Raw genomic sequence first — 24842 nt, forward strand, 5'->3', positions numbered from 1 at the left:
AGCGGAAGGTGGAAGGTCGGACCGCGCCTGTGCGCGGGAGAGGAGCACCCGTGGCGGACGAGGACGGACAGCGAACGGGCGAGCGGCTGCGCTGCCTGGTCACCGGGGCCTCCGGTTACATCGGTGGGCGGCTGGTGCCGGAGTTGCTGGAGGCCGGTCACCGGGTCCGGTGCCTGGCCCGCTCCCCCGGCAAGCTCCGCGACCATCCCTGGGCCGGGGAGGTCGAGACCGTCCGGGGCGATGTCACGGAGGCCGCCTCCGTCGCCGGGGCGATGCGCGGGGTCGACGTGGCCTACTACCTGGTGCACGCCCTCGGTTCCGGTTCCGGTTTCGAGGACACGGACCGGCGCGCCGCCCGGATTTTCGCCGAGCAGGCGCACGCCGCCGGTGTGCGGCGGATCGTCTACCTGGGCGGGCTCACCCCGAAGGGCGTGCCCGAGGGGTCCCTCTCCCCCCATCTGCGGTCCAGGGCCGAGGTGGGGCGCATCTTCCTCGACGCCCCGGTGCCGGCGACGGTGCTGCGGGCGGCGGTCGTCATCGGGTCGGGGTCGGCCTCGTTCGAGATGCTGCGCTACCTCACCGAGCGCCTGCCCGTGATGGTGACCCCCAGCTGGGTGCACACGCGGACCCAGCCGATCGGGGTCCGCGACGTCCTGCGCTACCTCGTCGGCTCGGCGACCATGCCGCCCGACGTCGACCGGGCCTTCGACATCGGCGGGCCGGACGTCCTGACCTACCGGGAGATGATGAGCCGGTACGCCGTCGTCGCCGGGCTGCGGCGGCGGTTCGTCCTGCCGGTGCCGGTGCTCACGCCGGGGCTGTCGAGCCACTGGGTGGGGCTCGTCACCCCGGTGCCCGCCTCCATCGCCCGGCCGCTGACCGAGTCCCTGCGCCACGAGGTGGTCTGCCACGAGCACGACATCGCCCGGTACGTGCCCGACCCTCCCGGCTCGCCGCTGCCCTTCGACGAGGCGCTGGCCCTCGCGCTGCGCAGGGTACGGGACGCCCAGGTGGCCACCCGTTGGTCGTCCGCCGCCGTGCCCGGCGCCCCCAGCGACCCGCTGCCCACCGACCCGGACTGGGCCGGCGGCAGCCTCTACCGGGACGAACGGCAGCTTCCGGTCGACGCGTCCCGCGCGTCGCTGTGGAAGGTCATCGAGGGCATCGGCGGCGACAACGGCTGGTACTCCTTCCCCCTGGCCTGGGCGGTCCGGGGCTGGCTGGACCGGTTCGTCGGCGGAGTCGGCCTGCGCCGCGGGCGGCGTGACGCCGAGCGCCTGCGGGCCGGTGACTCCCTGGACTTCTGGCGGGTGGAGGAGATCGAGCCGGGGCGCCTGCTGCGGCTGCGTGCCGAGATGCGGCTGCCCGGACTCGCCTGGCTGGAGATGTACGCCGAGACGGACCCCGGCGGTCGTACGCGCTACCGCCAGCGCGCCCTGTTCCATCCGCGGGGTCTGCTGGGGCACGCCTACTGGTGGAGTGTCTCGCCGTTCCACGCCGTCGTCTTCGGCGGCATGGCCCGCAACATCGCGCGGGCCGCCGCCAAGGACATGCGCGCGTACGGCGGGCGGGCGGCGCGGACCGACCCCACCGGGCACGCCGGCTCCGCCAGGGGTTTCCGTCACTAGCCGTTCCGGCCCGGGGGGCGTACGGGTCCCGCCGCGGACGCGGCGCCGGCGGTCAGCTGTCCGGAGTCGTCGATCGGTCTCGTCGACGGGCCGGCCCGCTCCGCGCACGTCCGCGGTCGCGGTGGGGAGCGGCCGGCCGGTCGCCGTCAGGGCTGGTCGCGTGCCTGGTCGGCCGCCTGGCCGGCGGCGCCGGTCTCCGTGGTGGCGCCGCGGGTGCTGAGCCTGCCGGCGCTGGACTCCAGGTGCGCGCGGACGAACCACTGGAAGAGTTCCAGGTCCCGCAGCTGCCCGATGAGCATGTCCTGGGTGACCGGGTCGGAGGTCTCGGTGGCCCGCACGGCCTCGCGGTGGTCCTCGATCACCGAGGTGTACACGAGGTCGAGCGCCCCGAGGTGCTCGATGGCCTCGGCGCGTCCGATCGAGTAGTCGTCCCAGGTGCGGCGCTCCACCAGCGCCCCGGGAGTCCCGTTGGGTTCGCCGCCGAGTGTGGAGATCCGCTCGGCGAGGTCGTCGGTCATGGCGCGCACCTTGTCGACCTGCGGGTCGATCATCTCGTGCACGGCGATGAAGTGCGGCCCGACGACGTTCCAGTGGGCGTGCTTGAGCGTCAGGTGGAGGTCGTTGAGGGAGTGCAGACGCATCTGCAGCACCTCGATGATGTTCTGGCTGTCCTGGGTGTCCATCCCCGGGACGGTGTACGAGATGTCCGCACGCTCTGACGGCACGGCAGGGCTCCTTGTCCGGTCGAATGACGGACGAGCAGACAATCACCGCTTCGCGCGAGGGCGCCGGACGCCACGGCCTTGTCGTCGCCCTCTCACCGGTTCGCAGCAGCACGGCCGGGGTGCGGCGAAGCCCCCGGCCCGTGCGGTCCGGGCCGCACCGGAAGGACGGGTTCGCGTGAGTTCCGGCGCATCTCCGGCCCCGGCCGGCGCGGAGGGCGCATACTGGGGGCAATGACAAAGTCTGCTGCGCCCAAACGCCATCTGCCCACCAGCCCCTTCAAGGCCCCGGTCGCACCGCCTCCCAAGCAGTTCGCCGTGGGCGACCAGGTCACACACGACATGTACGGCCTCGGCCGGGTCACCGGCATCGAGGAGGGGATCGCCGCGGTCGTGAATTTCGGCTCGGCGGAACTGCGGATCCTGAGCCCGTACGCCAAGATGACCAAGCTCTAGAACCGCCGCGCCCGGAGGTTTCCCCGTCGGAGGTGTACGCCGTCCTCCGTCTCGTACGCGCGGAAAACGTCGGCGGCGGCCCGCCGGGCCGTCCGCCCCGCCCGGCCGTCCGTGCGGCCGGAGGTCAGCCGTCCGTGCCTCCCCTCGTACGGGGCGCGGCTTCGAGGTCCGTGGCTCCCGGGGCGCCGGTCGCCGTCTCCGACCGCGTCGGCGTGGTGGGGGTCTCCGCCTGTGTCGGCGTGGTGGACGTCGCGGCCGTGCTCGGGGTGGCCGTCGACGTGATCTCGATGCGGTCGCCCTCCCGTACCCGGGCGTAGAACCACTTCGCGTCCGTGGCGCTCATGCCCAGCCAGCCCGTCCCGGTGGAGAGCGCGGCGAGCTCCTTGATGTCGAAGGCGGGGACGCCCGCGTAGACCGGTTGCCGGTCGGAGGTGCGCAGTTCCACCAGGTACGGGATCTCGATCTCGGTACCGGGCTTGATGCCGTTCTCGAGCCGCAGCGTCCTGAGGTCGTCCTTGGCGACCACCGTCATGCGGCTGGCGGACGGGAACCGGGGGAAGAAGTGTGACTCGACGCGCAGGACGCGCTCGCCGAACGTGAGGGTGTGACGGCCCAGGTCCAGGACGCCCGCGAGGGCGGGGCTGGGGGTGGGGGCCGGGGTCGTCGCGCTCGGGGCGGGCGCCCCGGGCACCGCCGCCGGGGGCCGGCCGTCCCGGCCGGGGTCCCCGGTGTGCAGGGTGAACGCGACGGCCGTCAGCGCGCAGACCGCCGCGGCCGCCGTGCCGAGCGCGGCGCTCGCCCTGCGGCGGCGGGAGCGGCGCCGGGCACGGTCGCGGACCTCCGCGGCGCCGACGCGCGGCGGGACCTCGTGCTGTGCGGCCAACTCGCGCAAGGCGTCGGCGAGTTCATCCGACACGGCCGCTCTCCCTCCAGGCCGGCTCCTCGGCCTCGTCCACCGCCAGGTGTCTGGCCAGTGCCGCCCGTCCGCGGGACAGTCTGGCCTTGACCGTTCCCACGGGCGCACCGGTCTCGGAGGCTACCTGTTCGACGCTGAGGTCGCACAGGTGGTGCAGGACGATCGCCATGCGCTGCTGCTCGGGCAGTTGGCGCAGCGCGGTGACCAGGGCGGTGCGGTCGGGGCCCGGTCCGGGGGTGGTCTCCTGCGGCGGGGTGCGCCGCACCAGTTCCAGCCAGCGTCTCGCGCGGCGCCAGCGGCTCACCGCGAGGCGCATGGCGACGGTGCGCACCCACGCCTCGGGCGCCTCGTCGGCGAGCAGTCCGCGACGCCGGTCCCAGGCCCGTACGAACGCCTCCTGGACCACGTCCTGGGCCTCGCCGAGGTCCCCGGTGAAGGCGTACAACTGCCCGGTCAGACGGGGGAACGCGGCCGCGTAGAAAGCGTCGAACTCTTCCTCGGTCATGCCCTCCACCGGTGTCTCGGATTTCCCGTGCAACCCGGCCGCCCCCGCCATGCGTACAGGTTCCGCAGGTCGCGCACATCGAAGCACACCCCTGGAGGAAGACGTTGAACACGGGTGCCGGGATCCATCGGCCCGCCGTCACGGACGTGGCGTACTCCCCTCTCCGCCCGGCGCGCCCGCCCGAAGTGCGGGCCGGGGACGGTGACTTCGCCGGGTACGCGCACGACCGCTGGCCGCGGCTGGTCGTCACCGCGCGGCTGCTCACCGAGGACGCGCGGGACGCCGGGGAGCTGGCGCGGCGCGCGCTGGTACGGGTGTGCGCGCGGTGGCGGCGGATCCCGCGCGACGACGTCGACTTCCACGTACGGCGGTCCCTGGTCCGGGCGCATCTGCGCGGACGGGCACGCCGTGCGGGCGGCCGGCGCCGGGTGGTACTGGTGCTGCGGTACTGGGAGGGGCTGGGCGAGGCCGAGATCGCGCAGGTGCTGGGGTGTTCGGTGGGGGCCGTGCGCGCGGTGCTGCGGCGCGAGGGGAAGCGCGTCCCGGCCGGGGACCGGCGGGCGGGGTTCGCCGCGGTGCTCGCCGGTTTCGTGCCGCCGGCCGTTCCGCTCGACGGCATCCTGCGGGACGGCGCGCTGCGCCGCCGGCGGCGGGCGGGGGCGGTCGCCGCCGGGTGCGCCCTGCTGCTCGCCCCGCCGGCCGTCCTCGCCGCCGGTCCCCTCGGGGACGACGGATCCGGCGGGGCCCCGGAGGCGCCCGACCGCTTCGAGCCCGGGCCGGTGCGGGTCGTCGCCCCCGGTGAGCGGGTGGCCGCCGCTCCCGGTGTGGAGGTCTGGCTGACGCCGGACGGGCAGCACTGGTCGTCCCCGCGGGCACGCAACCGGTTCCGTCCGGCGAGTGACGGAAAGCTCGGGCGCGCCGTGGCGGGCGGCTTCGTCCGGGACGCCTCCGTGCAGGGCGGCTCCGTCCAGGGCGGGTCCGTGCAGGACGTCTCCGTGCAGGGCGAGCGGCTGGACGACGGGACGTACTTCCGGTCCGGCGTCTACCACGGCCTGGACGCCGATCCCGCCCGCGTCGAGATCCGCGTCGGCGGCAGGACGGTCACCGCGAACGTCCTGACGCTGGCGGGCAGTCCGGGGTGGGGGGTGTGGTACGCGAGGACGCCCCCGGAGGACACCGCGGTCGGCGGTCCCGGGACCGTCACCGTGTACGACGCGTCCGGTGACGTGCTGGCGCGGTCGGACCTCGCTCCCCCGGTGGTGCGGCCGGTGTCCGTCGGGGCGTGGCGCTCATGAGGCTGCCCACGGTCGCCGGCCGGTTCCCGCTCAAGGTCCCGCGCAGGGCCCCGCGCGGGAACCCGGACCGTCCCCGCGTGCCCTTCCGCACCCGTCTGCGCCGCAACCGCGGACGCCTGCTGCGGCGGCTGCTCGTCACCTGCCTCGCGCTCGTCGTCCTCGTCTGCGGCGCCGTCGTGGTCGCGTACCGGCTGACCGTCATCCCCGAGCCGCATCCCGAGACCGTCGTGCAGAGCACGGTCTTCGTCGACGCCGGCGGCTCCTACCTGGGCCGGCGCGGTCCGGTCGACCGGCAGGAGGTGCCGCTGTCCCAGGTGCCCCGGCACGTCCAGGACGCGGTGATCGCCGCGGAGAACCGGTCGTTCCGTACGGACACCGGGGTGTCGCCGCGCGCCGTCGCCCGCGCGGTGTGGGCCACGGTGTCCGGCGGCGCCCCGCAGGGCGGTTCCACGATCACGCAGCAGTACGTGAAGAACGCGCTGCTCACCCCGGAACGGTCGCTGACGCGCAAGGCGCGCGAGGCGTTGATCGCCGTCAAGCTCGACCGTACGCGCGACAAGGACGAGATCCTGGAGGGCTACCTCAACACCGTGTACTTCGGCCGGGGCGCCGCCGGTGTCCGGGCCGCCGCCCGGAACTACTTCGACGTGGCGCCGGAGGACCTCACCGTCTCCCAGGGCGCGGCGCTGGCGTCGATCGTCAACATTCCCTCGTACTACGAGAAGGCGGGCTCCGACCCGAAGGTGACGGAGCGGCTCCGGGACCGGTGGGAGTGGGTGCTCGACGCGATGGAGGCCGCCGGTGACATCACGGGCGCGCAGCGGGCGGCCGCCCGTTTCCCGGCGTTCCGGTTCTATCCGCCGGGCGGGACGGAGGGGCAGCGGCAGTACCTGATCGACGTGGCCGCGCGGGAGGCCGCCGACCGGCTCGGGATCACCGGGGACCAGCTGGCGCGCGGCGGTTACACCGTGCACACCACCTTCGACCTGGCGTTGCAGGACGCCACCGCCGAGTCGGTGAAGGAGCGGGCGGAGGGCTCCGGCGACGGCGGCGTGCGGGTGCACACGGCGGTGGTGGGGATCGAACCGGGGGACGGGGCGGTGCGGGTGCTGTACGGCGGGGCGGACTACGCCCGGCAGCCGTTCAACGACGCGGTGAGCGGGGCGGTGGAGGCGGGCTCGGTGCTCGATCCGTTCGGCGGTGTCCGGCTCGGCGGTCCGCTGCGCGGGCTGCACGGGTCCACGGCGCCGACACCGCTGCGGCTGGCCTCGGCGTACGCGGCCGTGGCGGCGGACGGGGTGTACGCGAAGCCCCGCACGGTGGCCCGGATCACCCGTGGGGGGAAGACCGTGCACACCGCGCGCCCGGAGACCCGGCGGGTGCTGGACGGGAAGGGCGTGTTCGCGGTGACGGACCGGGCGCGGCAGGGCTTCGGCGGGCAGGCCGCTCCCGTCCTCGCGGTCGGTCCGGGTGGCGGGGAGGACGGGAACGGTGCGTTCCTCACCGCCGGGGCGGGGGGCGGGATCACCCGGCGCACCGTCTGGTCCGTGGGGTACGACTCCCGGCTCACCCTGGCGGTGGCGCTGTTCGCCGACCGGCCGGGCGCGAAGAAGAACACCACCGTGCCCGCGCAATTGCCGAACGAGCCGTCCCCGAGGGGGTACGCGGAGGAACTGGCCGGGGAGATATGGGGGCTGGCAGGAGGTTCGTGAGGTTTTGCGCGTGCGGCTCGCCGCGGCCGGGTGACCGGCGGCCGGGCAGCCCGCAGGGGCCGCACGTGGATCGCCGGGGGTGTCTCCCGTCGCCCGCCTGACGGAACGGGACACCTCGGGCACGCTCCGGGTGGCGGCCCCCGTGGCGGGTCAGGCCGAACGTTTGCGGGGCGCCGCCGTCTTCTTCGCCTTCGTCGGGGTCTTCTCCGTGTGCGCCTTCCCGGCCGTGCCCTTGGCCGTGCTCCTCGTCGTGCTCTTGGTGGTGCTCTTCACCGGGCTCCTCGCCGTCGTCCCCTGCTCGGTGCGGCTCGTCCTCGACGTCGACTTCCGCGCCGGGGACGCCGTCTTCCTCTCCGCCGTCGATGTGGACTTCCTGCCGCCGGTCTCCTTGGGGGACGAGCGGGACGTCCCGCGTCGCGGCGACCGCCCGGTCCCGGCCTCCTCCGGCTCGCCGCGGAGCGCGCGGACGCTCCGCTCCAGGGCCGTCGTCAGGTCCAGTACCTCGACGCCGCGCTCCGGTTCGGGCACCTCGGGCAGGGCCTCACCGGAGATCTTGGCGGCGACGACCTCCTCCACCGCCTCGCGGTACTCGTCGCGCAGGTCCTCCAGACCGGCCCCGCTGAGGGCGTCCACCAGGTCGTCCGCGAGGTTCAGCTCCTTGTCGTGGAGGGTGACGTCCGCGGCGGGGGCGATCCCTTCGGGCGCCCGGAGCTCGTCCGGCCAGAGCAGTCCGTGCAGGGCGATCGCCTCGCCGACCACGCGGAGCATGCCCAGGCGTTCCCTGCCCCGCAGCGCGAACTTCGCGATGGCCACCCTGTTGCCGCGTTTCAGGGCCTCCCGCAGGAGCGTGTACGGCCTGGCGGCCGGTGCCCTGCCCGCCGCCAGGTAGTACGCGGCGCCCAGCTGGAGCGGATCGATGCTGTCCTCGGGGACGAAGGTGACGATCTCGATCGTCCTGGCGGTGGGGATCGGCAGGTGGGCCAGGTCCTCGTCGGTGATCGGGATGATCGTGCCGTCCGCCTCCTCGTAGCCCCTGCTGATCTCCTGGGGGGTGACCTCGCGGTCCTCCAGCTCGCAGAACTTGCGGTGCCGGATCCGGCCGCCGTCCTCCGTGTGGATCTCGCGGAAGGGGACCGCGTGGCTCTCGGTGGCGTTCACGAGCTTGATCGGGACTCTGACCAGGCCGAACGAGATCACGCCGTTCCAGATGGATCTCATGTGCGGCACCTCCCCGGTCGCCCGCCGGTCACAGTCGGGGCGTTTGTCGCGTTCTGCGCGAGATGTCCCTCCCATGATGCCCCTCACCGGGCCGGGGGGCGACGGCTCGCGCCCCGGCGGTCCCGGGGAAGGGCCGCACCGACCGGTCCGGAGTCCGCGACCCCGGTCACTCCGTGACGCCGAGAGGAGCCGCCCCGCGGCCCCGGCCGGTCACAGCCGGGCCCAGGTGTTCCGGTCCCGGGCCATCGCGTGCAGGGCCTCCACGTCGGCCGGTTTCAGGACTCCGCCCGTACGGGCCAGGGACTCCACGTCGGCGTCCGTCAGGACGCGCACCCCGCGGGGCGGGACCGGGACCGTCACGGCCGACGCGCCGACCAGGACGAGCACCGGGCGGACCTCGGCCGTCAGGGCGTAGGAGGCACGGTCGGCGTCGGCCCGGACCCTGCGCAGCAGGGGGCGCGGTTCGTGGCGGCCCAGGCCGACCCGGGGGTCGGTGACCGTCACCCGCTGCCGGTGGGCGTACAGGGCGTGGACGGCGTACAGACCGCCGGGGCCGATCAGCAGGTGGTGGATGCGGTCGCCGCCGGGGAGCGGGACCGAGTGCAGGGTGTGCCAGCCGGCGCCGTCCATGCGGTCCAGGGCCTCGCCCACCGTCCGCTCCGCCGCGAGCGCCCTGCGGCGCGGGTCGGGGCGGAGGCGGCGGGCCGGACCGGGGACGCGGTCGAGGTCGACCAGCAGGGCCTCGCCGGGGCGGTTCGGCGCGAGGTCGTCGTCGGGGTGCAGGGACAGGCGCGCCAGCTCGGCGGGGGTGGGAACCGGGGGCGGGCCGACCGAGACCGGGCCGGTGAGGAAGGGGCCCAGCGCGGTGAGCACGTCCTCCTCGTGGTCCCCGCCGAGCAGGTTCACCCTGGCCGTCTCACGGTCGTACCAGGCGACGTTCCTGCCGTCCGGGAGGCAGACGTACAGCCTTTCGCGGCCGTACCGCCAGGTCGGTATGACGCGCAGTCGCTCCATGCACCATCACCCCATGTCCATGGGAACAGGCGGGGTGCTCCAGGGGCAAGAAGCCGGTTACCTTTGAGAGGAGTTGGGCGGTGAGGGCGGGGAGGCGCCGTTGCGTACCCACGGGAGGCAACCCGACGTACCGGCTCCGGACAGTCCGTGGAACGAGATCGTGCCCGGCCTGTGGATGGGCGGGCACGAGTTCCGGGGCCTTTCCGGCCGGCTGGAGTTCGCCGTGGTGAACCGGCAGTTCGATCTTGTGCAGACGCTGTTGCGGCTGCCCGGACACGGCCCGGATCCCGGGGTCGAGCACCACGTGTGGCCGATCCCCGACGGGCCGCTGGACGGGACGCAGCTCGCGGGCGTGATCCGGCTGGCCGAGGCGGCGTGCGAGGCACTGGAAGGCGGCCGTACGGTCCTCGTGCGCTGTTACCACGGGTACAACCGGTCGGGCCTGGTGGTCGCGCACGCGCTGATGCGGCAGGGCCGGACCGCCGAGGCGGCGATCCGGCTGATCCGCTCCCGCCGCTCGTCCTGGGCCCTGCACAACGACCTGTTCGTCGACTACCTCCGTGCCGGGCTGCCCACGGCGCGGCTGCTGGAGGAGCTGACGGAGTAGGCGGGGCGGGTGGCGCCGTCCCCGATGGCGCAGCAGGGCGGGCGTGCGCGGAGGGTCGCTTCTAGTGTGGCGATAAGTCTCCTTCGACCCGTTTCACCGCATGTGGAGGTACTGTCATGTCCCTGCGTCCCCCGCGCCCCCCGCTCGCCCGTCGCCTGCCCATAACTCTCGCCGCCGGGGCCCTCGCGGTCGCGGCCACCGTCACCCCCGCCGTCGCCGCCGACGACCCGAACCAGGGCGGCCGCCAGTGGTACTGGAACCAGCAGGGCGGCAACGGAAACGGCAACGGCAATTTCAACAACCAGGCCGGTGGCTACGGCAACCCGCCAGGCGGAAACGGCAACAACCAGGCCGGTGGCAACGGCAACCAGCAGGCCGGCAACGGCAACTTCAACCAACAGGCCGGCGGCTACGGCTACCCGCAGGGCGGAAACGGCAACTTCAACAACCAGCAGGGTGGCAACGGAAACCAGCAGGCCGGCGGCAACAACCGCCCGCAGCCGGGCGGAAACGGAAACCAGCAAGGCGGCAACGGCAACAACCAGGCCGGTGGCAACGGCAACCAGCAAGGCGGCCACGGCTACCCGCAGGGCGGCAACCCGAACCAGCAGGGCGGCAACGGCAACGGCAACAACCAGGCCGGTGGCAACGGCAACTTCAACCAACAGGTCGGAGGAAACAACCGCCCGCAGCAGGGCGGAAACGGAAACCAGCAGGGCGGAAACGGCAACTTCAACGGCAACGGCAACCAGCAAGGCGGCAACGGAAACCAGCAGGTCGGCGGCAACGGCGACTTCGACAACCTGGCCGGCGGCAACCACGGCGACCAGGGCGAGTACCGGGGTGTCGTCACGGCGGGGTCCCTGCCCCTGCGCAGCGCCCCGAACCGGGGTTCGCAGATCATCCGGTACGCCCACAAGGGCGACGTCGTCTCGATCTTCTGCAAGGTCCCGGGCGACAGGGTGGAGGGCAACCCGCTCTGGTACCTCCTCACGGACGGCACCTGGGCGTGGGGCCCGGCCGCCCACATCGACAACATCGGTCCCGCGCCACGCTGGTGCTGACGAGCAAAGCACGCAAGGCGCCCCATTCGGTTAAGTTCCGGACATGAGCAAGGCCGGTATCACCCTGGCGACGGCGGATCCGCCCGTACCCGCCGTCCGCCTCACCGGACGCCGTGGCGTCGAACTCACCCTGATCGTCCTGGCCGTCCTGCTGTCGGTGTACGGCTACTGCGCCGTCGGCCTCGCCAGGAACGGCACCGTCCCGCCCGGCGCCGCCGGTTACGGCGCCGGGCTCGGCGCGCTCGCGCTGGTCGCCCATCTGGCGGTGCGCCGGCGCGCCCCGTGCGCCGACCCGGTGCTGCTCCCCATCGGGGTGCTGCTCAACGGCCTCGGCCTGGTGCTGATCTACCGGCTCGACCTGGAGACGCCGGGCGATCCGGCGGCCCCGACCCAGCTGGTCTGGTCGACGCTGGGCGTGGCGCTGTTCATCGCGGTCGTCCTGGTGCTGCGCGACCACCGGGTGCTGCGCAAGTACACCTACGTCTGCGTCACCACCGCGCTGGTCCTGCTGACGGTACCGATCCTCTTCCCGGCGGTGAACGGGGCCCGGATCTGGATCCGGGTCGCCGGGTTCTCCATCCAGCCCGGCGAGTTCGCGAAGGTGCTGCTGGCGGTCTTCTTCGCCGCGTACCTCGCCGCGAACCGGAGCGCCCTCACCTACGCCGGCCGCCGGGTCTGGCGCCTGCAACTGCCCACCGGGCGGGTGCTCGGACCGATCGTCGCGGTCTGGCTGGTCAGCGTGGGCGTGCTGGTGCTGGAGCGGGACCTCGGCACCTCGCTGCTGTTCTTCGGTCTGTTCGTGGTCCTGCTGTACGTCGCCACCGGCCGCACGGGCTGGATCGGGGTGGGGCTGCTGCTGGCCTCGCTGGGTGCGGTGGCGGTGGGCCGGCTGGAACCGCACGTGCACCACAGGATCGAGACCTGGCTGCACCCGTTCGACTCCATCGAGGCGGGCGAGGGCCCGAACCAGATCGCCCAGTCCCTGTTCGCCTTCGCGGAGGGCGGGACGCTCGGCACCGGGCTCGGGCTCGGACACTCGGTGCTCATCGGCTTCGCGGTCAAGTCCGACTTCATCCTGGCGACGGCCGGTGAGGAGCTGGGCCTGGCCGGACTGTCCGCGATCATCCTGCTCTACGGGCTGCTGGTGGAGCGCGGCTACCGGGCGGGGCTGGCCCTGCGCGACCCCTTCGGACAACTGCTCGCGGTGGGGCTCGCCTCGCTCGTGGCGCTCCAGGTGTTCGTGATCGCGGGAGGGGTGACCGGGCTGATCCCGCTGACCGGGATGGCGATGCCGTTCCTGGCGCAGGGCGGCTCGTCGGTGGTGACCAACTGGGCGATCGTGGCGCTGCTGGTCCGGCTGAGCGACTCCGCGCGGCGGCAGGGCGGCGGGGGTGCCGTCCGGTGAACCACGACGTCCGGCGCGGCGGCGGGGGTGCGCCCCGGTGACCCGGCACATCCGGCACTCCGCGCTGTTCTGCGCCCTGCTGCTGGTGGCGCTGCTGGTGAACGCCGCCCGCGTCCAGATCCTGCGGGCCGGCGCCTACGACGGCAACCCGGCCAACCGCCGGGACGTCATCGCCCGCTACCAGCAGCCGCGCGGCGACATCCTGGTCGGCGGGCGGCCGGTCACCGGCTCCCGGGACACCGGGGAGCACCTGCGGTACGAGCGGACGTACCGCGACGGCCCGCTGTACGCCCCGGTGACCGGCTTCGCCTCCCAGGAGTACGGGACGACGCTGCTGGAGCACACGGAGGACGCGCTGCTGTCCGGGGCCTCCCCGGTCCTCGCGCCGCTGCCGCTGTGGAACGAGTTCACGCGCTCCCGCAACGCGGGCGGTCACGTGGTGACGACGATCGATCCGGCGGCGCAGCGGGCGGCGTACGAGGGGCTGCGTTCCCGGAAGGGCGCGGTGGCGGCGGTGGAGCCGTCGACCGGGCGGATCCTGGCGCTGGTGTCGGTCCCGTCGTACGACCCCGCGCTGCTGTCCGGGAACGGCGAGGTGGTGCGGGACGCCTGGGCGCGGCTGAACGCCGATCCGGACCAGCCGATGCTGAACCGGGCGGTGCAGCGGACGTATCCGCCGGGTTCGACGTTCAAGGTGGTCACCGCGGCGGCGGCGCTGGACGCGGGCGTGGTCGAGGACCTGGACGCGCCGACCGTCTCCCCCGACCCGTACACCCTGCCGGGGACGAGGACCCGGCTGACCAACGGGTCCGAGGGCTGCGGGAACGCCTCGGTGCGGGAGGCGTTCGTCCGGTCCTGCAACACGGTGTTCGCCAAGCTGGGGGTGACCACGGGAGTGGAGCGGATGAGGGCGACGGCCGAGGGCTTCGGCTTCAACGACTCCGACGTGCGCGTTCCGTTCCGGGTGGCGCGCAGCACCTTCGACACCACGGTGGACCGGGCGCAGCTCGCGCTGTCGTCGATCGGGCAGTACAACACCCGGGCGACACCGTTGCAGATGGCGATGGTCGCGGCGGCCGTCGCGGGCGGCGGGCAGGTGCGGGAGCCCTACCTGGTGGAGCGCACCACGCGGGCGGGCGGCGGCACGGTGTCGACGGCCGGTTCCCGTCCGGTGCGGCAGGCCATGCATCCGGTGACGGCGGTGCGGCTGCGGGAGCTGATGCGGGGGGTGGTGGAGGACGGCACCGGCACGAAGGCGGCGATCCCCGGCGCGACCGTCGGCGGCAAGACCGGCACCGCCCAGCACGGGCTGGGCAACTCCGGGACGCCGTACGCCTGGTTCATCTCCTGGGCGCAGGGCGGTGCGGACATGGAGGCGAAGGTGGCGGTCGCGGTGGTGGTCGAGGAAGCGGCGGCGAACCGGCGGGAGATCAGCGGCGGCGGGACGGCGGCGCCGATCGCGCGGGCGGTGATGGAGGCGGTGCTGAACTCGCGGGCGTGAGCGCCCACTTGGTGAGACGGGGGTGCCGGAACGACGCGTTCCCGACCTAACGTCCGGTACATGACCGAGACCGCGTACGAACTCGCCCAGGTGAACATCGCCCGCCTCAAGGCCCCGCTGGACTCCCCGCGGCTGAAGGACTTCGTCGACGGTCTCGACCCGGTGAACGCGGACGCGGAGGCCGCGGACGGCTTCGTCTGGCGTCTGAAGGGCGAGGGGAATGACGCGACGGACATCGCCGCCTTCGGTGACTCCTGGCTGATCCTCAACCTGTCCGTGTGGCGGGACACCGACGCGCTGACGGCGTTCATGTACCAGGGCCGCCACCGGGAGATGCTGGCGCGGCGGCGGGAGTGGTTCGAGCGCGTCGAGGAGGCGATGGTCGCGCTGTGGTGGGTCCCGGCGGGCCACCGTCCGACGGTCGCGGAGGCGGAATCCCGCCTCCTCCACCTCCGTGCCAACGGCCCGACCCCGTACGCGTTCACCCTGCGGACGTCGTTCCCGCCGGGGTCGTCGGCACCGGTGACGGGCGAGGTGCCGGAGGGGCTGGGCTGCTCGGTCTAGGGGCGGCGGCGGTCGACGGCCGTCAGGTCGATGTCGACGGGGAAGGGGACGGTGAGCTTGAGCCGGTCGCGGAAGATGCCGACCGGCCCGTAGGCCTGAGTCGCGGGGTCGCGTTCGTAGACGTGGACCACGGGAAGCCACTCGTTCGCCTCCACGCGCCAGTAGTGCGGAATCCCCGCCTTCGCGTACTTCCGGGGTTTCACCTCACGGTCCCGTTCCTCCGAGTCCTCGGAGACGACCTCGACGGCCAGGAAGACGTCCTGGGGCAGGAGCCTTGTCCCTTTCGGCCCTTCGTCGGCACCGGCACGGGCCACCAGGACGTCGGGCTCCGGACGGTTCCGCCTGTCGAGGGTCACCGTGAACGAGGAGTAGACGGCGCATTCCTCCGGCGCCTGCTCGTCGAGGGCGCGATCCAGCAGGCTGACCGTGCGTGCGTGGAATCGGGTCTGCGGACTCGCGAGGACGAGGATCCCGTCGAGCAGTTCCGTACGCCGGGGCAGGTTGGGGAGCTCGTCCAGGTCGTCCGCCACCCAGCCGCCCTCCGGCGGACGAGGCCACTCGTAAGCGTCGTCCGGCCCGAAGTCACGTGTGGCTCTCATGGTCGCTCCTGTGCACGGAAGTCCGCTCGGTGGCCAGCAGCGTATCCAGCGGGACAGGACGGACAGGATTCATCGACGACAAGTCCCGCCCGAGGGATTGACGACCTTGCTGACAGGCAGTCTCATAAGGGGGTGACCCGCCGGTAACCCCAGACGCCCCGAGGTGGAACCGTCATGACGACCCTGCCCGAAGCCGACGCGCTCGATGGTCTGCGGGACGCGCTCGGGACGCTCAAGGACCGCGAACAGGTGGCCCTGAGACTGCTCGAGTCCTCCGCCAAGCACTCCTTCGACCCGGACAGGGAGCTCGACTGGGAGGCCCCCTTCGAGGAGGGCAAGTGGTTCTGGCCGCCGGAGCTGGTGTCGCTGTACGGCACCCCGATGTGGAAGCGGATGAGCGAGGAGCAGCGCCTCCTGCTCTCCCGGCACGAGGCGGCGGCGCTGGCCTCGCTCGGCATCTGGTTCGAGCTGATCCTGATGCAGCTGCTGGTCCGGCACGTCTACGACAAGTCCGCCACCAGCGCGCACGTGCGCTACGCGCTCACCGAGATCGAGGACGAGTGCCGGCACTCCAAGATGTTCGCCCGGCTGATCACCCGCGTCGGCACCCCCTGGTACCCGGTGAGCCGCGTCCACCAGAACCTCGGCCGGCTCTTCAAGACAATCTCCACCACCCCCGGCTCCTTCACCGCGACCCTGCTCGGCGAGGAGGTCCTGGACTGGATGCAGCGGCTGACCTTCCCGGACGAGCGGGTCCAGCCGCTGGTCCGGGGCGTCACGCGCATCCACGTCGTCGAGGAGGCGCGGCACGTGCGGTACGCCCGTGAGGAGCTGCGGCGCCAGATGGTGACCGCGCCGAGGTGGTCGCGGGAGTTCACCCGGGTCACCTCCGGGGAGTTCGCCCGGGTGTTCTCCGTGGCCTTCGTGAACCCCGAGGTGTACACGAACGTCGGTCTGGACCGGCGCGCGGCCGTCGCCCAGGTCAGGGCGAGCGGTCACCGGCGGGAGGTGATGCGGCAGGGGGCGAGGAAACTGACGGACTTCCTGGACGACATCGGCGTACTGCGCGGAGCCGGACGGAAGCTGTGGCGGTCGTCGGGGCTGCTCGCGTAACCGGCCGGGTGCCCGCACCCCGCCCGGTTCGCGGCCACATGACAGAGCCGCACACCGGGCACGGCCGGGGCCGCATCGGCCCACCGCGCGGGGCCGGACGGTGACCGCGGCGGTCGTCGGAACCGCTCGCGCGGGCAGGCGGGCGGATACCCTGCGGGCATGACCCCGCAGGCCCCCACCCCCGCCTACCGGCGGCTCAGCGTCGAGGAACGCCGCGGCCAGTTGCTCGAGGCGGCGCTCTCCCTCTTCGCCCACCGCGCCCCGGAGGACGTCTCCCTGGACGACGTGGCGGAGGCGGCCGGCGTGTCACGCCCCCTGGTGTACCGGTACTTCCCCGGCGGCAAGCAGCAGCTCTACGAGGCCGCCCTCCACTCCGCCGCCGACGAGCTGCGGCACTGCTTCGACGAACCGCGCGAGGGCCCGCTGCTGTCCCGGCTGTCCCGCGCCCTCGACCGCTACCTCGCCTTCGTCGACCGGCACGACACCGGGTTCAGCGCACTGCTCCAGGGCGGGAGCGTCGTGGAGACCTCCCGTACGACCGCCATCGTGGACGGCGTGCGGCGGGCCGCCGCCGAGCACATCCTCAGCCACCTCGGGGTCGCCGAGCCCGGACCGCGGTTGCGGATGACGATCCGGATGTGGATCACCGCCGTGGAGGCGGCCTCGCTGATCTGGCTCGACGAGGACAAACAGCCGCCCGTGGACGAACTGCGGGACTGGCTCGTGGAGCAGTTCGTGGCGGTGCTGGCCGTGACCGCGCGGCGCGACGCGCAGGCCGACGCGCTGGTGCGGGAGCTGGCCGCGGACCTCTGACGGTCCGCGCGGCGCGCGACACTGGGGGCGTGAAGAGCGAAGACACCCCGTTCGAGGGCGGGCCCATGGACGGGCGCGTGCTGCCCGTGCTGCTGGGCATCACCGGGCACCCGCCGAAGACGTACCGCATCCCCGTCCCGGCGCCGGACGGCGGCCCGCCCACCGTGCTGGTCTACCGGCGGGTGCCCCGGGCGCGGAGCGCGCGGACCGGGCTGACCCGGGGGTGGAAGTACCTGTACGACCCCACGGGGCGGGCCGGCGACCGCCCGCGGTGGCCGTGGTCGAAGGCCGCGCCCGGTCCGGGCGCCACGCCGGAGGGCAAGCCGGACGACACCGACGGGTGACCGGGTTGCGCCGAACCGCGCACGCTCGGCGAGCGGGCCGCGGACACCGGTCCGATGCTCGCGGTGCGGAGCGGACGAGCCGCCCCGCGCCGGAGGTGATGGAGTGTCAGGAAGGCTTCTGTGTCTGGTGTGCGCGACGGCGCTGGCGGCCGGGGCCGTTCTCGCACCCGCGCCCGCGACGGCCGTCCCGGAACCGGACGGCGGCACCGGCGGGCGTTCCGTCGCCGAGTTGCTGACGGAACTTCAGACCCTGTACCGGGAGGCCGAGAAGGCCACCGAGACCTACAACGCCACCGAGGAGCGGCTGAAGAGGCAGCGCGCCGAGACCGCGCGACTGGAGCGCGCCCTCGCCCGCACCCGGCTCTCCCTGCGCGACAGCCGGGGCGCCGCCGGACGGCTGGCCCGCCAGCAGTACCAGAGCGTCACCGGCCTCTCCCCCTACCTGCGGCTGCTGCTGGCGCGCGATCCGCAGCGCGCGCTCGACCAGGGGCACGTGATCGGGCGGCTGGCGCGGGAGCGGGCCCGGACGGTGGGCCGGCTGACCGGCGACGAGCAGGAGGCCGGCGCCCTGGCCCGCCGGGCCCGCCGGGCCCTCGACGTCCGGCTCGCCCTCACCGAGCGGCGCGAGAAGGAGCGGGACGAGGTCCTCGCACGGCTCCGCGCGGTCGAGGAACTCCTCGCCTCGCTCACCGCCGAGCAGCTCGCCGCACTGGCCGAGCTGGAGCGGGACGACGTGGCCGAGGCGCAGGAGGAGCTGGTGGCCTCCGGTGCGCTGGGCAGCGGCGGCGCCCTGCCCTCCGCGGCGGGCGAACGGGCCGTGCGGTACGCCGTGGAGCAGCTGGGGAAGCCGTACGAGTGGGGCGCGGAGGGGCCCGTCGCGTACGACTGCTCGGGGCTGACGTCCGAGGCGTGGGGCGCCGCCGGGACGCCGATCCCCCGGACCAGCCAGGAGCAGTGGGCACGGCTGGAGCGGGTGCCGCTGGCGGAGCTGAGGCCGGGGGACCTCGTCGTGTACTTCCCGGAGGCCACGCACGTCGCCCTCTACCTCGGCGACGGCATGGTGGTGCAGGCGCCCCGCCCGGGCGCGCGGGTCAAGGTCTCCCCGATCGCGGCCAACCCGGTGCTGGGCGCCGTACGCCCCGACCCGGACGGGGAGCCCGTACGGCGGTACGTGCCGCCGGAGCTCCCCGCGGGGGCGACGGAGGGGTCCGACGCGGGGTACGACTCACCTCACGCGCCGGACGCGCCGGAGACCTCCATGAGGTAGCCCTCGGTCTTCTTCGGGTCGTAGAAGAAGTTCTCGAAGTCGGCCGGGTCGTCGAAGCCGTTGGCGAAGCGGTCCGCGACCGGCTGGAGCTGTCCGGCGGCGCCGATCAGGTTCAGGACGTGCTCCGGCGGCGGGGCGAGCATGGCGTTCGTCCACTTGGTGACGTGCCGGGCCACCTCCCAGTAGCGGTCGAAGGTGGCCTGCATCCAGGTCTCGTCGAACTCCTTCTCGCCGTGCTCCAGGATCGAGGCGAGGTAGGAGGCGGCGCACTTGGAGGCGGAGTTGGAGCCCTGGCCGGTGATCGGGTCGTTGGCGACGACCACGTCGGCGACGCCGAGGACGAGTCCGCCGGAGGGCAGCCGGCCGATGGGGTTGCGGACGGTGGGTGCGTAGCGGCCGGCGAGGGTGCCGCCGGCGTCGGTCAGTTCGACCTCGGTGGCCCGCGCGTACTCCCAGGGGAGGAACCGCTCCATGAGTTCCAGGGTCAGGGAGAGGTGTTCCGAGGGGTCCTTGACGTCCTTGAAGGCGTCCAGCGGGCCGCCGGGTATGCCCTCCCAGAACAGGATGTCGGCGCGGCCCGAGGTGGTGAGGGTCGGCATGACGAACATCTCGCCGACGCCGGGGACCAGGTTGCAGCGGACCGCCTCCGTGTCCGGGTGCTCCGGGCGCGGGCCGAGGCCGTGGACGTAGGCGACGGCGAGGGCGCGCTGCGGCGTGCTGTAGGGGGAGCGCTCCGGGTCGCGGGCGAACATCTGCACGAGTTCGCCCTTGCCCGCCGAGACGAGCACCAGGTCGTAGGCGCGGGAGAAGTAGTCGAGGTCGCCGACCGCCGCGCCGTGGATGACGAGCTGGCCGCCGCGCTGGGCGAAGGTCTCCATCCAGCCGGCCATCTTCACCCGCTGGTCCACCGACTGCGCGAACCCGTCGAGCCGGCCCAGCCAGTCGATCGCGCGCTGCGAGGGGCCCGGGTCGAAGGAGCCGGGTGCCGCGACCGAGACGCCGAGTCCTTCGATCTTCGGGGCCTGGGACTCCCAGAAGTTCAGCTGGAGATCGCGCTCGTGCTGCAGGGCGGTGTGGAACATGCACTGCGTCGACATCACCCGTCCGGTGCGGATCTCGTCCGCGGTCCGGTTGGACATCAGGGTGACCTCGTACCCGTGCGACTGGAGGCCGAGGGCCAGCTGGAGACCGGACTGGCCGGCTCCGACGACGAGTATCTTCCGCATACGGGGACGCTCCTAGGAGGGCTGCTCGGGGACTGCTCGGGGCGCCAGGGGCTGCTCGGGGGCTACGGGGCTACTCGGGGGTCTCGTCGAGTGCGTGGCCCACGAGGGACAGGAGGGTCTCGATGACCGAGATCCGGCGGCGCGCATCCATGATCATGACAGGTATGTGCGCGGGGATCGTCAACGCCTCCCGCACGTCCTCGGCGTCGAACCGCTCGCTGCCGTCGAAGTGGTTGACCGCGACGACGTACGGCAGTCCGCAGCTCTCGAAGTAGTCCAGCGCCGGCCAGCAGTCCTTCAGGCGGCGGGTGTCGGCCATGACGACGGCGCCGATCGCGCCGCGCACCAGGTCGTCCCACATGAACCAGAACCGCTGCTGGCCGGGGGTGCCGAAGACGTAGAGCACCAGGTCGTCGTCGAGCGTGATGCGGCCGAAGTCCATGGCCACGGTGGTGGTGAGCTTGTCCGGCGTGGCGGTGAGGTCGTCGTGCTCCGCGCTCGCCTCGGTCATCAGCGCCTCGGTCTGCAGGGGCGTGATCTCCGAGACCGTGGTGACCAGCGTGGTCTTGCCGACGCCGAAGCCTCCCGCCACCACTATCTTCGTGGCGACGGGTGCCCGGGTGCGGTCCGTCTGCCAGGGCAGCAGGGGCTCGTCGTCCTCGACGAGCGGGGAGACGCCGTGAGCGGCATCAGAGACGGCGGAGTCCACTCAGCACCCTTTCCAGCAACGCGCGGTCCGGGCGGCCCGTGCCGTGGCCGGTTCCCGTTCCGTAGACACGGATCTTTCCCTGGTCCGCGAGGTCGCTCAGGAGCACGCGGACCACGCCGAGCGGCATCCTCAGCAGCGCGGCGATCTCGGCCACCGTTCGTATGCGGCGGCACAGTTCGACGATGGCCCGCATCTCCGGCATCACGCGGGAGGTGAGGCTGCCTCCCCCACTGCTTAACGCGTGGGAGGTACCCCCAGTCAGTTCCCTGCGCTCCTCGGCGGCCTCGAGCGCGGCGGTGGCGCCGACGAACGTCTCGACGAGCAGGACGTGGCCGAAGCGGGTGCGGCCGCCGGTGAGCGAGTAGGGGCGGACCCGGGCGGGTTTGCGGTCGCCGCCGCGGACCGGGAGTTCCTTCCTGGGCTTGCTCATCGGCGACTCCCGGTGGACTCGCCCTCCAGGGACTGGCGCAGCTCGCTGCGGAGCTCCGGCGTCAGGACGTGGCCGGCGCGGCCGACGAACAGGGCCATGTGGTACGCCACCACGCTCATGTCGCAGTCCGCGGAGCCGTGCACGCCGAGCAGGGAGCCGTCGCTGATGGACATCACGAACAGGCTGCCCTCGTCCATCGCCACCATCGTGTGCCTGACCGGACCGTAGTCCATCAGTTTCGAGGCGCCGACGGTGAGGCTGCCTATGCCGGAGACGACGGTGGCCAGGTCGGCGGCGGAGCCGCGGGGGCCGGTGCGCTTCGCGCCCTGCGTCTCGCGGGCGGCGGTGTTGCGGGAGTCGTCGGAGGAGAGCAGGAGCAGGCCGTCGGAGGAGACCACCGCGACGGAGAGGATGCCGGGCACCTCCTCGACGAGATTGCTCAACAGCCAGTGCAGGTTGCGGGCCTCACTGCTCAGTCCGACAGTACCGGTCGCGGTCAACTGCTTGCCTCCTCGACTGTGCCCCCCGTGGTCTCTTCGGATGTGGCGGCCGGGTCGGACGGCGCCCGGTGGCCACCGGTCCGTTCGGCGAGTTCCGCCTCGACGTCCCGGCGCCCGGCGTCCGCCCCCTGGCGGAAACCGCCGAGCCGGCGGCGCAGGGCCTCGGCGTCCAGGGCCCCGGTACGCGGGCGCGGGGCCGCGGTGGGCGCGGTGACCCTCGGCGTGCGCTTGGGCAGCCCCTTGGCCGTGACCGGCTCCCCGTCCCCGTCCTCGTCCCCGTCGGCGACGCGCGCGTGCTCCTCGGCTTCGGCGTCCGTTCCGGTGTGCTCCCCGGATCCGGCGCCCGGCCGTCGCGGAAGCCCCGCCGGGTTCCCGGCATCGGCCACGGGACCACCCCCGGAAGCGGCGTCCGCCACGGACCGGCCCTCGGCCTTGGCATCCGCTCCGGCGTGCTCCCCGGCTTCGGTGTCCGTTCCGGGTGCGTTCCTGTGGGCCGTGGTCGGGCGGGCGGCGTCCTCCGTGTCCTCGTCGGACGGCCGGCGCGCGGCGTCGGACGGGGTCTCCTCGTCTCCGGCCGCGTGACCGGCGCCCGGACGGACGGCGTCGTCCGCGTCCGCGCCGAACGGCTGCGGAGCGGCGTCCGGGGCATCGGCCGAAGCATCGTTTCCGCCCGCGTGACCCGCCCCCGGGCGGACGTTCCCGCCCTCCGGCTGGGCCGGGATCAGCAGCTCCATCGTGACCTCGGCCGACGCGTCGGCGCCCTCCGCGTCCTCGTGCCCCGCACGGTCGGATACGGCCTCGTCCCCGCCGTCCGGCGCGGAGTCCTCCGCCGCCTCGGCGGAAGCCTCCGTCTCCGCCGGCCCGTCGGCATCCCCGGCAGGGGCGGCCTCCGCGGGGGCCGGTGCGGACTCGTCCGTGTCGTCCGCCGCCGGTTCGCCCGGTGCCTCCCCGTCGGGCGAACCCTGGTGGCGTACCGCCTTCTCCGCCAGGGCGACCAGCGGGTCGTCCGACTCCGTGCGGCCGTGCAGGACGTTGGAGTTGGCCTCGGCGTCGGCGCCCGGGAGGGAGTACGCGGGGGTGCCGCCGGCGACGGAGGCGGGGACCGCGCCGGGGGTGGCGGGCGCCAGCAGGGGGTCGGGGAGGACCACGACCGCGGCGATGCCGCCCTGCTTCCGCTCGCGCAGCTCGACCCGCACCCCGTGCCGGTGGGCGAGCCGGGCCACGACGTACAGGCCGAGGCCGAGCCCCTCCTCGGTCTCCGCGTCGTACGTGGCCTCCGGGTCGAAGTCGGACAGCCGGGAGTTGAGCCGTTCCAGCCGCTCCCCGGTCATGCCGATGCCCTCGTCCTGGACGGAGAGCATGACCTCGCCGTTCTCCAGCAGCCAGCCGGAGACCTCGACGGGCAGGTCGGGCGGGGAGAAGGAGGTGGCGTTCTCCAGGAGCTCGGCCAGCAGGTGGGACAGGTCGTCCGCGGCGAACCCGGCGATGTGCGCGTGCGGCGGCAGCGCGGCGATACGGACCCGCTCGTACCGCTCGATCTCGCTGACCGCGGCCCGTACGACGTCCACCAGCGGAACCGGACCCGCCGTGTGCTGGACGTGCTCGGTGCCGGCGAGGACCAGGAGGTTCTCGCTGTGCCGGCGCATCACCGTGGCGAAGTGGTCGAGCTTGAACAGGGTGGCCAGCCGGTCCGGGTCGTCCTCCCGCTCCTCCAGCCCCTCGATGACGCCGAGCTGGCGCTCGACCAGTCCGAGGGTGCGCAGCGCGAGGTTGACGAACGTACCGCCGATGCCGGCGCGCACCCGCTCCAGGCGGGCGGTGGACTCGGCGAGTTCGGCGCGCAGTTCCTCGCGGGCGTCGGCCATCTTCTGCCGCTGGCCCACGAGGTGCTTGCGGTCGGTCTCCAGCGTGGCGATCCGCTCGGCGAGGGCGGCGGCGCGCGCGTGCAGGGCGTTGACGGAGCGGACGACCTGGGCGAACTCGTCGTTGCGGCCGGTGAAGGCGACCGGCTCCTGGCCGGTGGGGTCCTCCGCCTCGGCGAGGCGGGCGGAGCCCCGGCGCAGCACCGACAGCGGGCGCGTCAGGGTACGGGCCATCGCCGTGGCGATGCCGATCGTGAGCAGCATCAGGGCGCCGAGGACGGCGATCCGGATCTCCAGCGCGGTGACGTCGTCGTCGCGCAGCTGGGCGAGGTCCTTGGTGCGCTTGTCGAAGAGGGCGGACTCCACCCCGCGCATCGTCTCGACCCGCGCGGTGAGCGCGGCCCGCAGCTTCTCGGCATTGGTGGCGAGGTCGTCGTCGGAGAACGTCGGCTCGTCGGCGAGGCGGGCGAGGTACTTCTCGGCGGACTCGACCTCGGGGCCGGTGACCGTGGAGTCGTAGGAGGCGCGGGCGTCCTCGGGCGCGGTCTCGCGGAAGTCGGCGAGGGCCGCGTCGGAGCGCAGCCGGGCCTGGAGCGCGGCGGCGGTCAGCTCGTCGCGCCGCTCGCCGTCGGCGTCCGAGGTGTCGCTGGTGGTGGACGGCAGGCCGGTGATCGGGTCGATCACGGTCCGGGTGGTGCTCGGCACGTTCAGCGCGGCGAGCAGCAGTCCGCGGGTGGCGGCGGCCTGCTGGACGGCGGAGTCCAGCTCGGCGAGCGCGTAGGCGCCCGCGCCGGCGCGGGGCGGGGTCTGCTCCGCGAGCTGTTCGGCGAGCCGGTGCAGTCGCGTGATGGCGGTGGAGTACTCCTGGTGCGCCTCGAGAGGGCTGCTCTTGCCGGTGAGCGCCGCGCGGCGCACGGCGGCGACGGCGTCGAGGCCGTCGTGCAGTTCCCGGGGGAGGTCCGTGTCGGCGCGCAGTTCCTCGACCTGCCGGTCGACGCGGGCGCTGTGCTCCTCGGAGGGCGCCTCGGACTTGGGGCGGCCGGCCGCGATGTAGGGGACGACCTCGTCGCGCTCGTCGGCGAGGGAGTGCGCCAGGGTGAGGGCGTCCTGGGTCTGCTCGGCGAGCGTCACCAGGTCCTGTGCGTCCTTGAGCTGCCCGGAGGCCGTGAGGACGGAGGGTGCCCCGGCCGCGGCGATCGCGGCGGCGACCACGGCCACGGCCACGATGAGCCGGTTGCGTACATGGGTGGGGCGACCCCTGCCGACGGTGGGCTTCCGCTCAGCGTCCCCCGTGGGGGCCGTCTGCTTGCCTGTGCGACGAGGCCGCGACTTCTGCACCGGTGCTCGCATTCCTGACTCGTGTACCCGTGGG

The 24842-nt window shown here is 73.6% G+C and carries 24 protein-coding genes; 13 read left to right on the plus strand and 11 right to left on the minus strand.

Annotation, left to right across the window (positions count from 1 at the left end; genetic code table 11):
* Window positions 1-50: 50 nt before the first annotated feature.
* Entirely contained in the window at window positions 51-1628 is a 1578-nt protein-coding gene (locus ACH5AO_RS12410; RefSeq protein WP_398924195.1) for an SDR family oxidoreductase, read from the plus strand.
* A 146-nt stretch (window positions 1629-1774) separates the two neighbouring features.
* On the opposite strand, the gene ACH5AO_RS12415 is transcribed toward ACH5AO_RS12410, so the two are convergent.
* Window positions 1775-2353, minus strand: coding sequence for a Dps family protein (locus tag ACH5AO_RS12415; protein WP_398924196.1), 579 nt, complete (start codon window positions 2351-2353; stop codon window positions 1775-1777).
* 231 nt (window positions 2354-2584) lie between these two features.
* Between ACH5AO_RS12415 and ACH5AO_RS12420 the strand changes: the two genes are divergently transcribed.
* A complete protein-coding gene (locus tag ACH5AO_RS12420) occupies window positions 2585-2806 on the plus strand; it encodes a CarD family transcriptional regulator (RefSeq protein ID WP_398924197.1) in 222 nt (73 codons plus the stop codon).
* 124 nt (window positions 2807-2930) lie between these two features.
* Here the strand turns inward: ACH5AO_RS12420 and ACH5AO_RS12425 are convergent, their stop codons facing one another.
* Both ACH5AO_RS12425 and ACH5AO_RS12430 read right to left on the minus strand, forming a co-directional pair.
* Window positions 2931-3722: a hypothetical protein gene (locus tag ACH5AO_RS12425; RefSeq protein ID WP_398924198.1), complete on the minus strand. Its 792-nt coding sequence runs from the start codon at window positions 3720-3722 to the stop codon at window positions 2931-2933.
* Window positions 3712-4227 carry a SigE family RNA polymerase sigma factor gene (locus ACH5AO_RS12430; RefSeq protein ID WP_398924199.1) on the minus strand — a complete coding sequence of 172 codons (516 nt, stop codon included), beginning with the start codon at window positions 4225-4227 and terminating at the stop codon, window positions 3712-3714. Before ACH5AO_RS12430 ends, ACH5AO_RS12425 begins: the two co-directional genes overlap by 11 nt.
* 146 nt (window positions 4228-4373) lie before the next feature.
* Between ACH5AO_RS12430 and ACH5AO_RS12435 the strand changes: the two genes are divergently transcribed.
* A complete protein-coding gene (locus ACH5AO_RS12435) occupies window positions 4374-5522 on the plus strand; it encodes a sigma factor-like helix-turn-helix DNA-binding protein (protein ID WP_398924200.1) in 1149 nt (382 codons plus the stop codon).
* Window positions 5519-7234: a transglycosylase domain-containing protein gene (locus ACH5AO_RS12440; protein WP_398924411.1), complete on the plus strand. Its 1716-nt coding sequence runs from the start codon at window positions 5519-5521 to the stop codon at window positions 7232-7234. Before ACH5AO_RS12435 ends, ACH5AO_RS12440 begins: the two co-directional genes overlap by 4 nt.
* Window positions 7235-7384: 150 nt before the next feature.
* Here the strand turns inward: ACH5AO_RS12440 and ACH5AO_RS12445 are convergent, their stop codons facing one another.
* Both ACH5AO_RS12445 and ACH5AO_RS12450 read right to left on the minus strand, forming a co-directional pair.
* On the minus strand, window positions 7385-8452 hold the full coding sequence (locus ACH5AO_RS12445; RefSeq protein WP_398924201.1) for a Ku protein: 1068 nt from the start codon (window positions 8450-8452) through the stop codon (window positions 7385-7387).
* A 210-nt stretch (window positions 8453-8662) separates the two neighbouring features.
* Window positions 8663-9466: a nuclease-related domain-containing protein gene (locus tag ACH5AO_RS12450; RefSeq protein WP_398924202.1), complete on the minus strand. Its 804-nt coding sequence runs from the start codon at window positions 9464-9466 to the stop codon at window positions 8663-8665.
* A gap of 100 nt (window positions 9467-9566) precedes the next feature.
* Here ACH5AO_RS12450 and ACH5AO_RS12455 point away from each other — a divergent pair, with 100 nt between their 5' ends.
* The 5 genes from ACH5AO_RS12455 to ACH5AO_RS12475 all read left to right on the plus strand — a co-directional run bounded on the left by ACH5AO_RS12455 (window position 9567) and on the right by ACH5AO_RS12475 (window position 14607).
* The gene (locus ACH5AO_RS12455; RefSeq protein ID WP_398924203.1) at window positions 9567-10073 is read left to right on the plus strand and encodes a dual specificity protein phosphatase family protein; all 507 of its coding nucleotides are present in this window, start codon (window positions 9567-9569) and stop codon (window positions 10071-10073) included.
* A gap of 116 nt (window positions 10074-10189) precedes the next feature.
* On the plus strand, window positions 10190-11137 hold the full coding sequence (locus ACH5AO_RS12460; RefSeq protein WP_398924204.1) for an SH3 domain-containing protein: 948 nt from the start codon (window positions 10190-10192) through the stop codon (window positions 11135-11137).
* Between the two features lie 43 nt (window positions 11138-11180).
* Window positions 11181-12542: an FtsW/RodA/SpoVE family cell cycle protein gene (locus tag ACH5AO_RS12465; RefSeq protein WP_398924205.1), complete on the plus strand. Its 1362-nt coding sequence runs from the start codon at window positions 11181-11183 to the stop codon at window positions 12540-12542.
* A 37-nt stretch (window positions 12543-12579) separates the two neighbouring features.
* Window positions 12580-14043, plus strand: a complete 1464-nt coding sequence (locus ACH5AO_RS12470) for a penicillin-binding transpeptidase domain-containing protein (protein WP_398924206.1) — start codon at window positions 12580-12582, stop codon at window positions 14041-14043.
* 60 nt (window positions 14044-14103) lie between these two features.
* The gene (locus tag ACH5AO_RS12475; RefSeq protein WP_398924207.1) at window positions 14104-14607 is read left to right on the plus strand and encodes a DUF3291 domain-containing protein; all 504 of its coding nucleotides are present in this window, start codon (window positions 14104-14106) and stop codon (window positions 14605-14607) included.
* On the opposite strand, the gene ACH5AO_RS12480 is transcribed toward ACH5AO_RS12475, so the two are convergent.
* Window positions 14604-15206, minus strand: a complete 603-nt coding sequence (locus tag ACH5AO_RS12480; protein ID WP_398924208.1) for a Uma2 family endonuclease — start codon at window positions 15204-15206, stop codon at window positions 14604-14606. The two genes, ACH5AO_RS12475 and ACH5AO_RS12480, sit on opposite strands and share 4 nt — an antisense overlap.
* A gap of 174 nt (window positions 15207-15380) precedes the next feature.
* Here ACH5AO_RS12480 and ACH5AO_RS12485 point away from each other — a divergent pair, with 174 nt between their 5' ends.
* The 4 genes from ACH5AO_RS12485 (at window position 15381) to ACH5AO_RS12500 (ending at window position 18743) form a co-directional block, all read left to right on the plus strand.
* The gene (locus ACH5AO_RS12485; RefSeq protein WP_398924209.1) at window positions 15381-16319 is read left to right on the plus strand and encodes a diiron oxygenase; all 939 of its coding nucleotides are present in this window, start codon (window positions 15381-15383) and stop codon (window positions 16317-16319) included.
* A 159-nt stretch (window positions 16320-16478) separates the two neighbouring features.
* A complete protein-coding gene (locus tag ACH5AO_RS12490; RefSeq protein ID WP_398924210.1) occupies window positions 16479-17132 on the plus strand; it encodes a TetR/AcrR family transcriptional regulator in 654 nt (217 codons plus the stop codon).
* 29 nt (window positions 17133-17161) lie between these two features.
* Window positions 17162-17476: a hypothetical protein gene (locus ACH5AO_RS12495; RefSeq protein ID WP_398924211.1), complete on the plus strand. Its 315-nt coding sequence runs from the start codon at window positions 17162-17164 to the stop codon at window positions 17474-17476.
* A 103-nt stretch (window positions 17477-17579) separates the two neighbouring features.
* Complete coding sequence (locus ACH5AO_RS12500) at window positions 17580-18743, plus strand: NlpC/P60 family protein (protein WP_398924212.1); 1164 nt, start codon at window positions 17580-17582, stop codon at window positions 18741-18743.
* Here ACH5AO_RS12500 and ACH5AO_RS12505 read toward each other — a convergent pair.
* The 5 genes from ACH5AO_RS12505 to ACH5AO_RS12525 form a co-directional block, all read right to left on the minus strand.
* Window positions 18707-19969 carry a styrene monooxygenase/indole monooxygenase family protein gene (locus ACH5AO_RS12505; RefSeq protein WP_398924213.1) on the minus strand — a complete coding sequence of 421 codons (1263 nt, stop codon included), beginning with the start codon at window positions 19967-19969 and terminating at the stop codon, window positions 18707-18709. The two genes, ACH5AO_RS12500 and ACH5AO_RS12505, sit on opposite strands and share 37 nt — an antisense overlap.
* 70 nt (window positions 19970-20039) lie before the next feature.
* On the minus strand, window positions 20040-20678 hold the full coding sequence (locus ACH5AO_RS12510) for a GTP-binding protein (RefSeq protein WP_398924214.1): 639 nt from the start codon (window positions 20676-20678) through the stop codon (window positions 20040-20042).
* On the minus strand, window positions 20659-21108 hold the full coding sequence (locus ACH5AO_RS12515) for a DUF742 domain-containing protein (RefSeq protein ID WP_398924215.1): 450 nt from the start codon (window positions 21106-21108) through the stop codon (window positions 20659-20661). Before ACH5AO_RS12515 ends, ACH5AO_RS12510 begins: the two co-directional genes overlap by 20 nt.
* A complete protein-coding gene (locus tag ACH5AO_RS12520) occupies window positions 21105-21608 on the minus strand; it encodes a roadblock/LC7 domain-containing protein (RefSeq protein WP_398924216.1) in 504 nt (167 codons plus the stop codon). The genes ACH5AO_RS12515 and ACH5AO_RS12520 overlap by 4 nt, the downstream gene beginning before the upstream one ends.
* Window positions 21605-24820 carry a nitrate- and nitrite sensing domain-containing protein gene (locus ACH5AO_RS12525; protein WP_398924217.1) on the minus strand — a complete coding sequence of 1072 codons (3216 nt, stop codon included), beginning with the start codon at window positions 24818-24820 and terminating at the stop codon, window positions 21605-21607. The genes ACH5AO_RS12520 and ACH5AO_RS12525 overlap by 4 nt, the downstream gene beginning before the upstream one ends.
* Between the last annotated feature and the right edge of the window lie 22 nt (window positions 24821-24842).

This window comes from Streptomyces sp. NPDC018964, from assembly GCF_044390325.1.
Classification (GTDB): domain Bacteria; phylum Actinomycetota; class Actinomycetes; order Streptomycetales; family Streptomycetaceae; genus Streptomyces.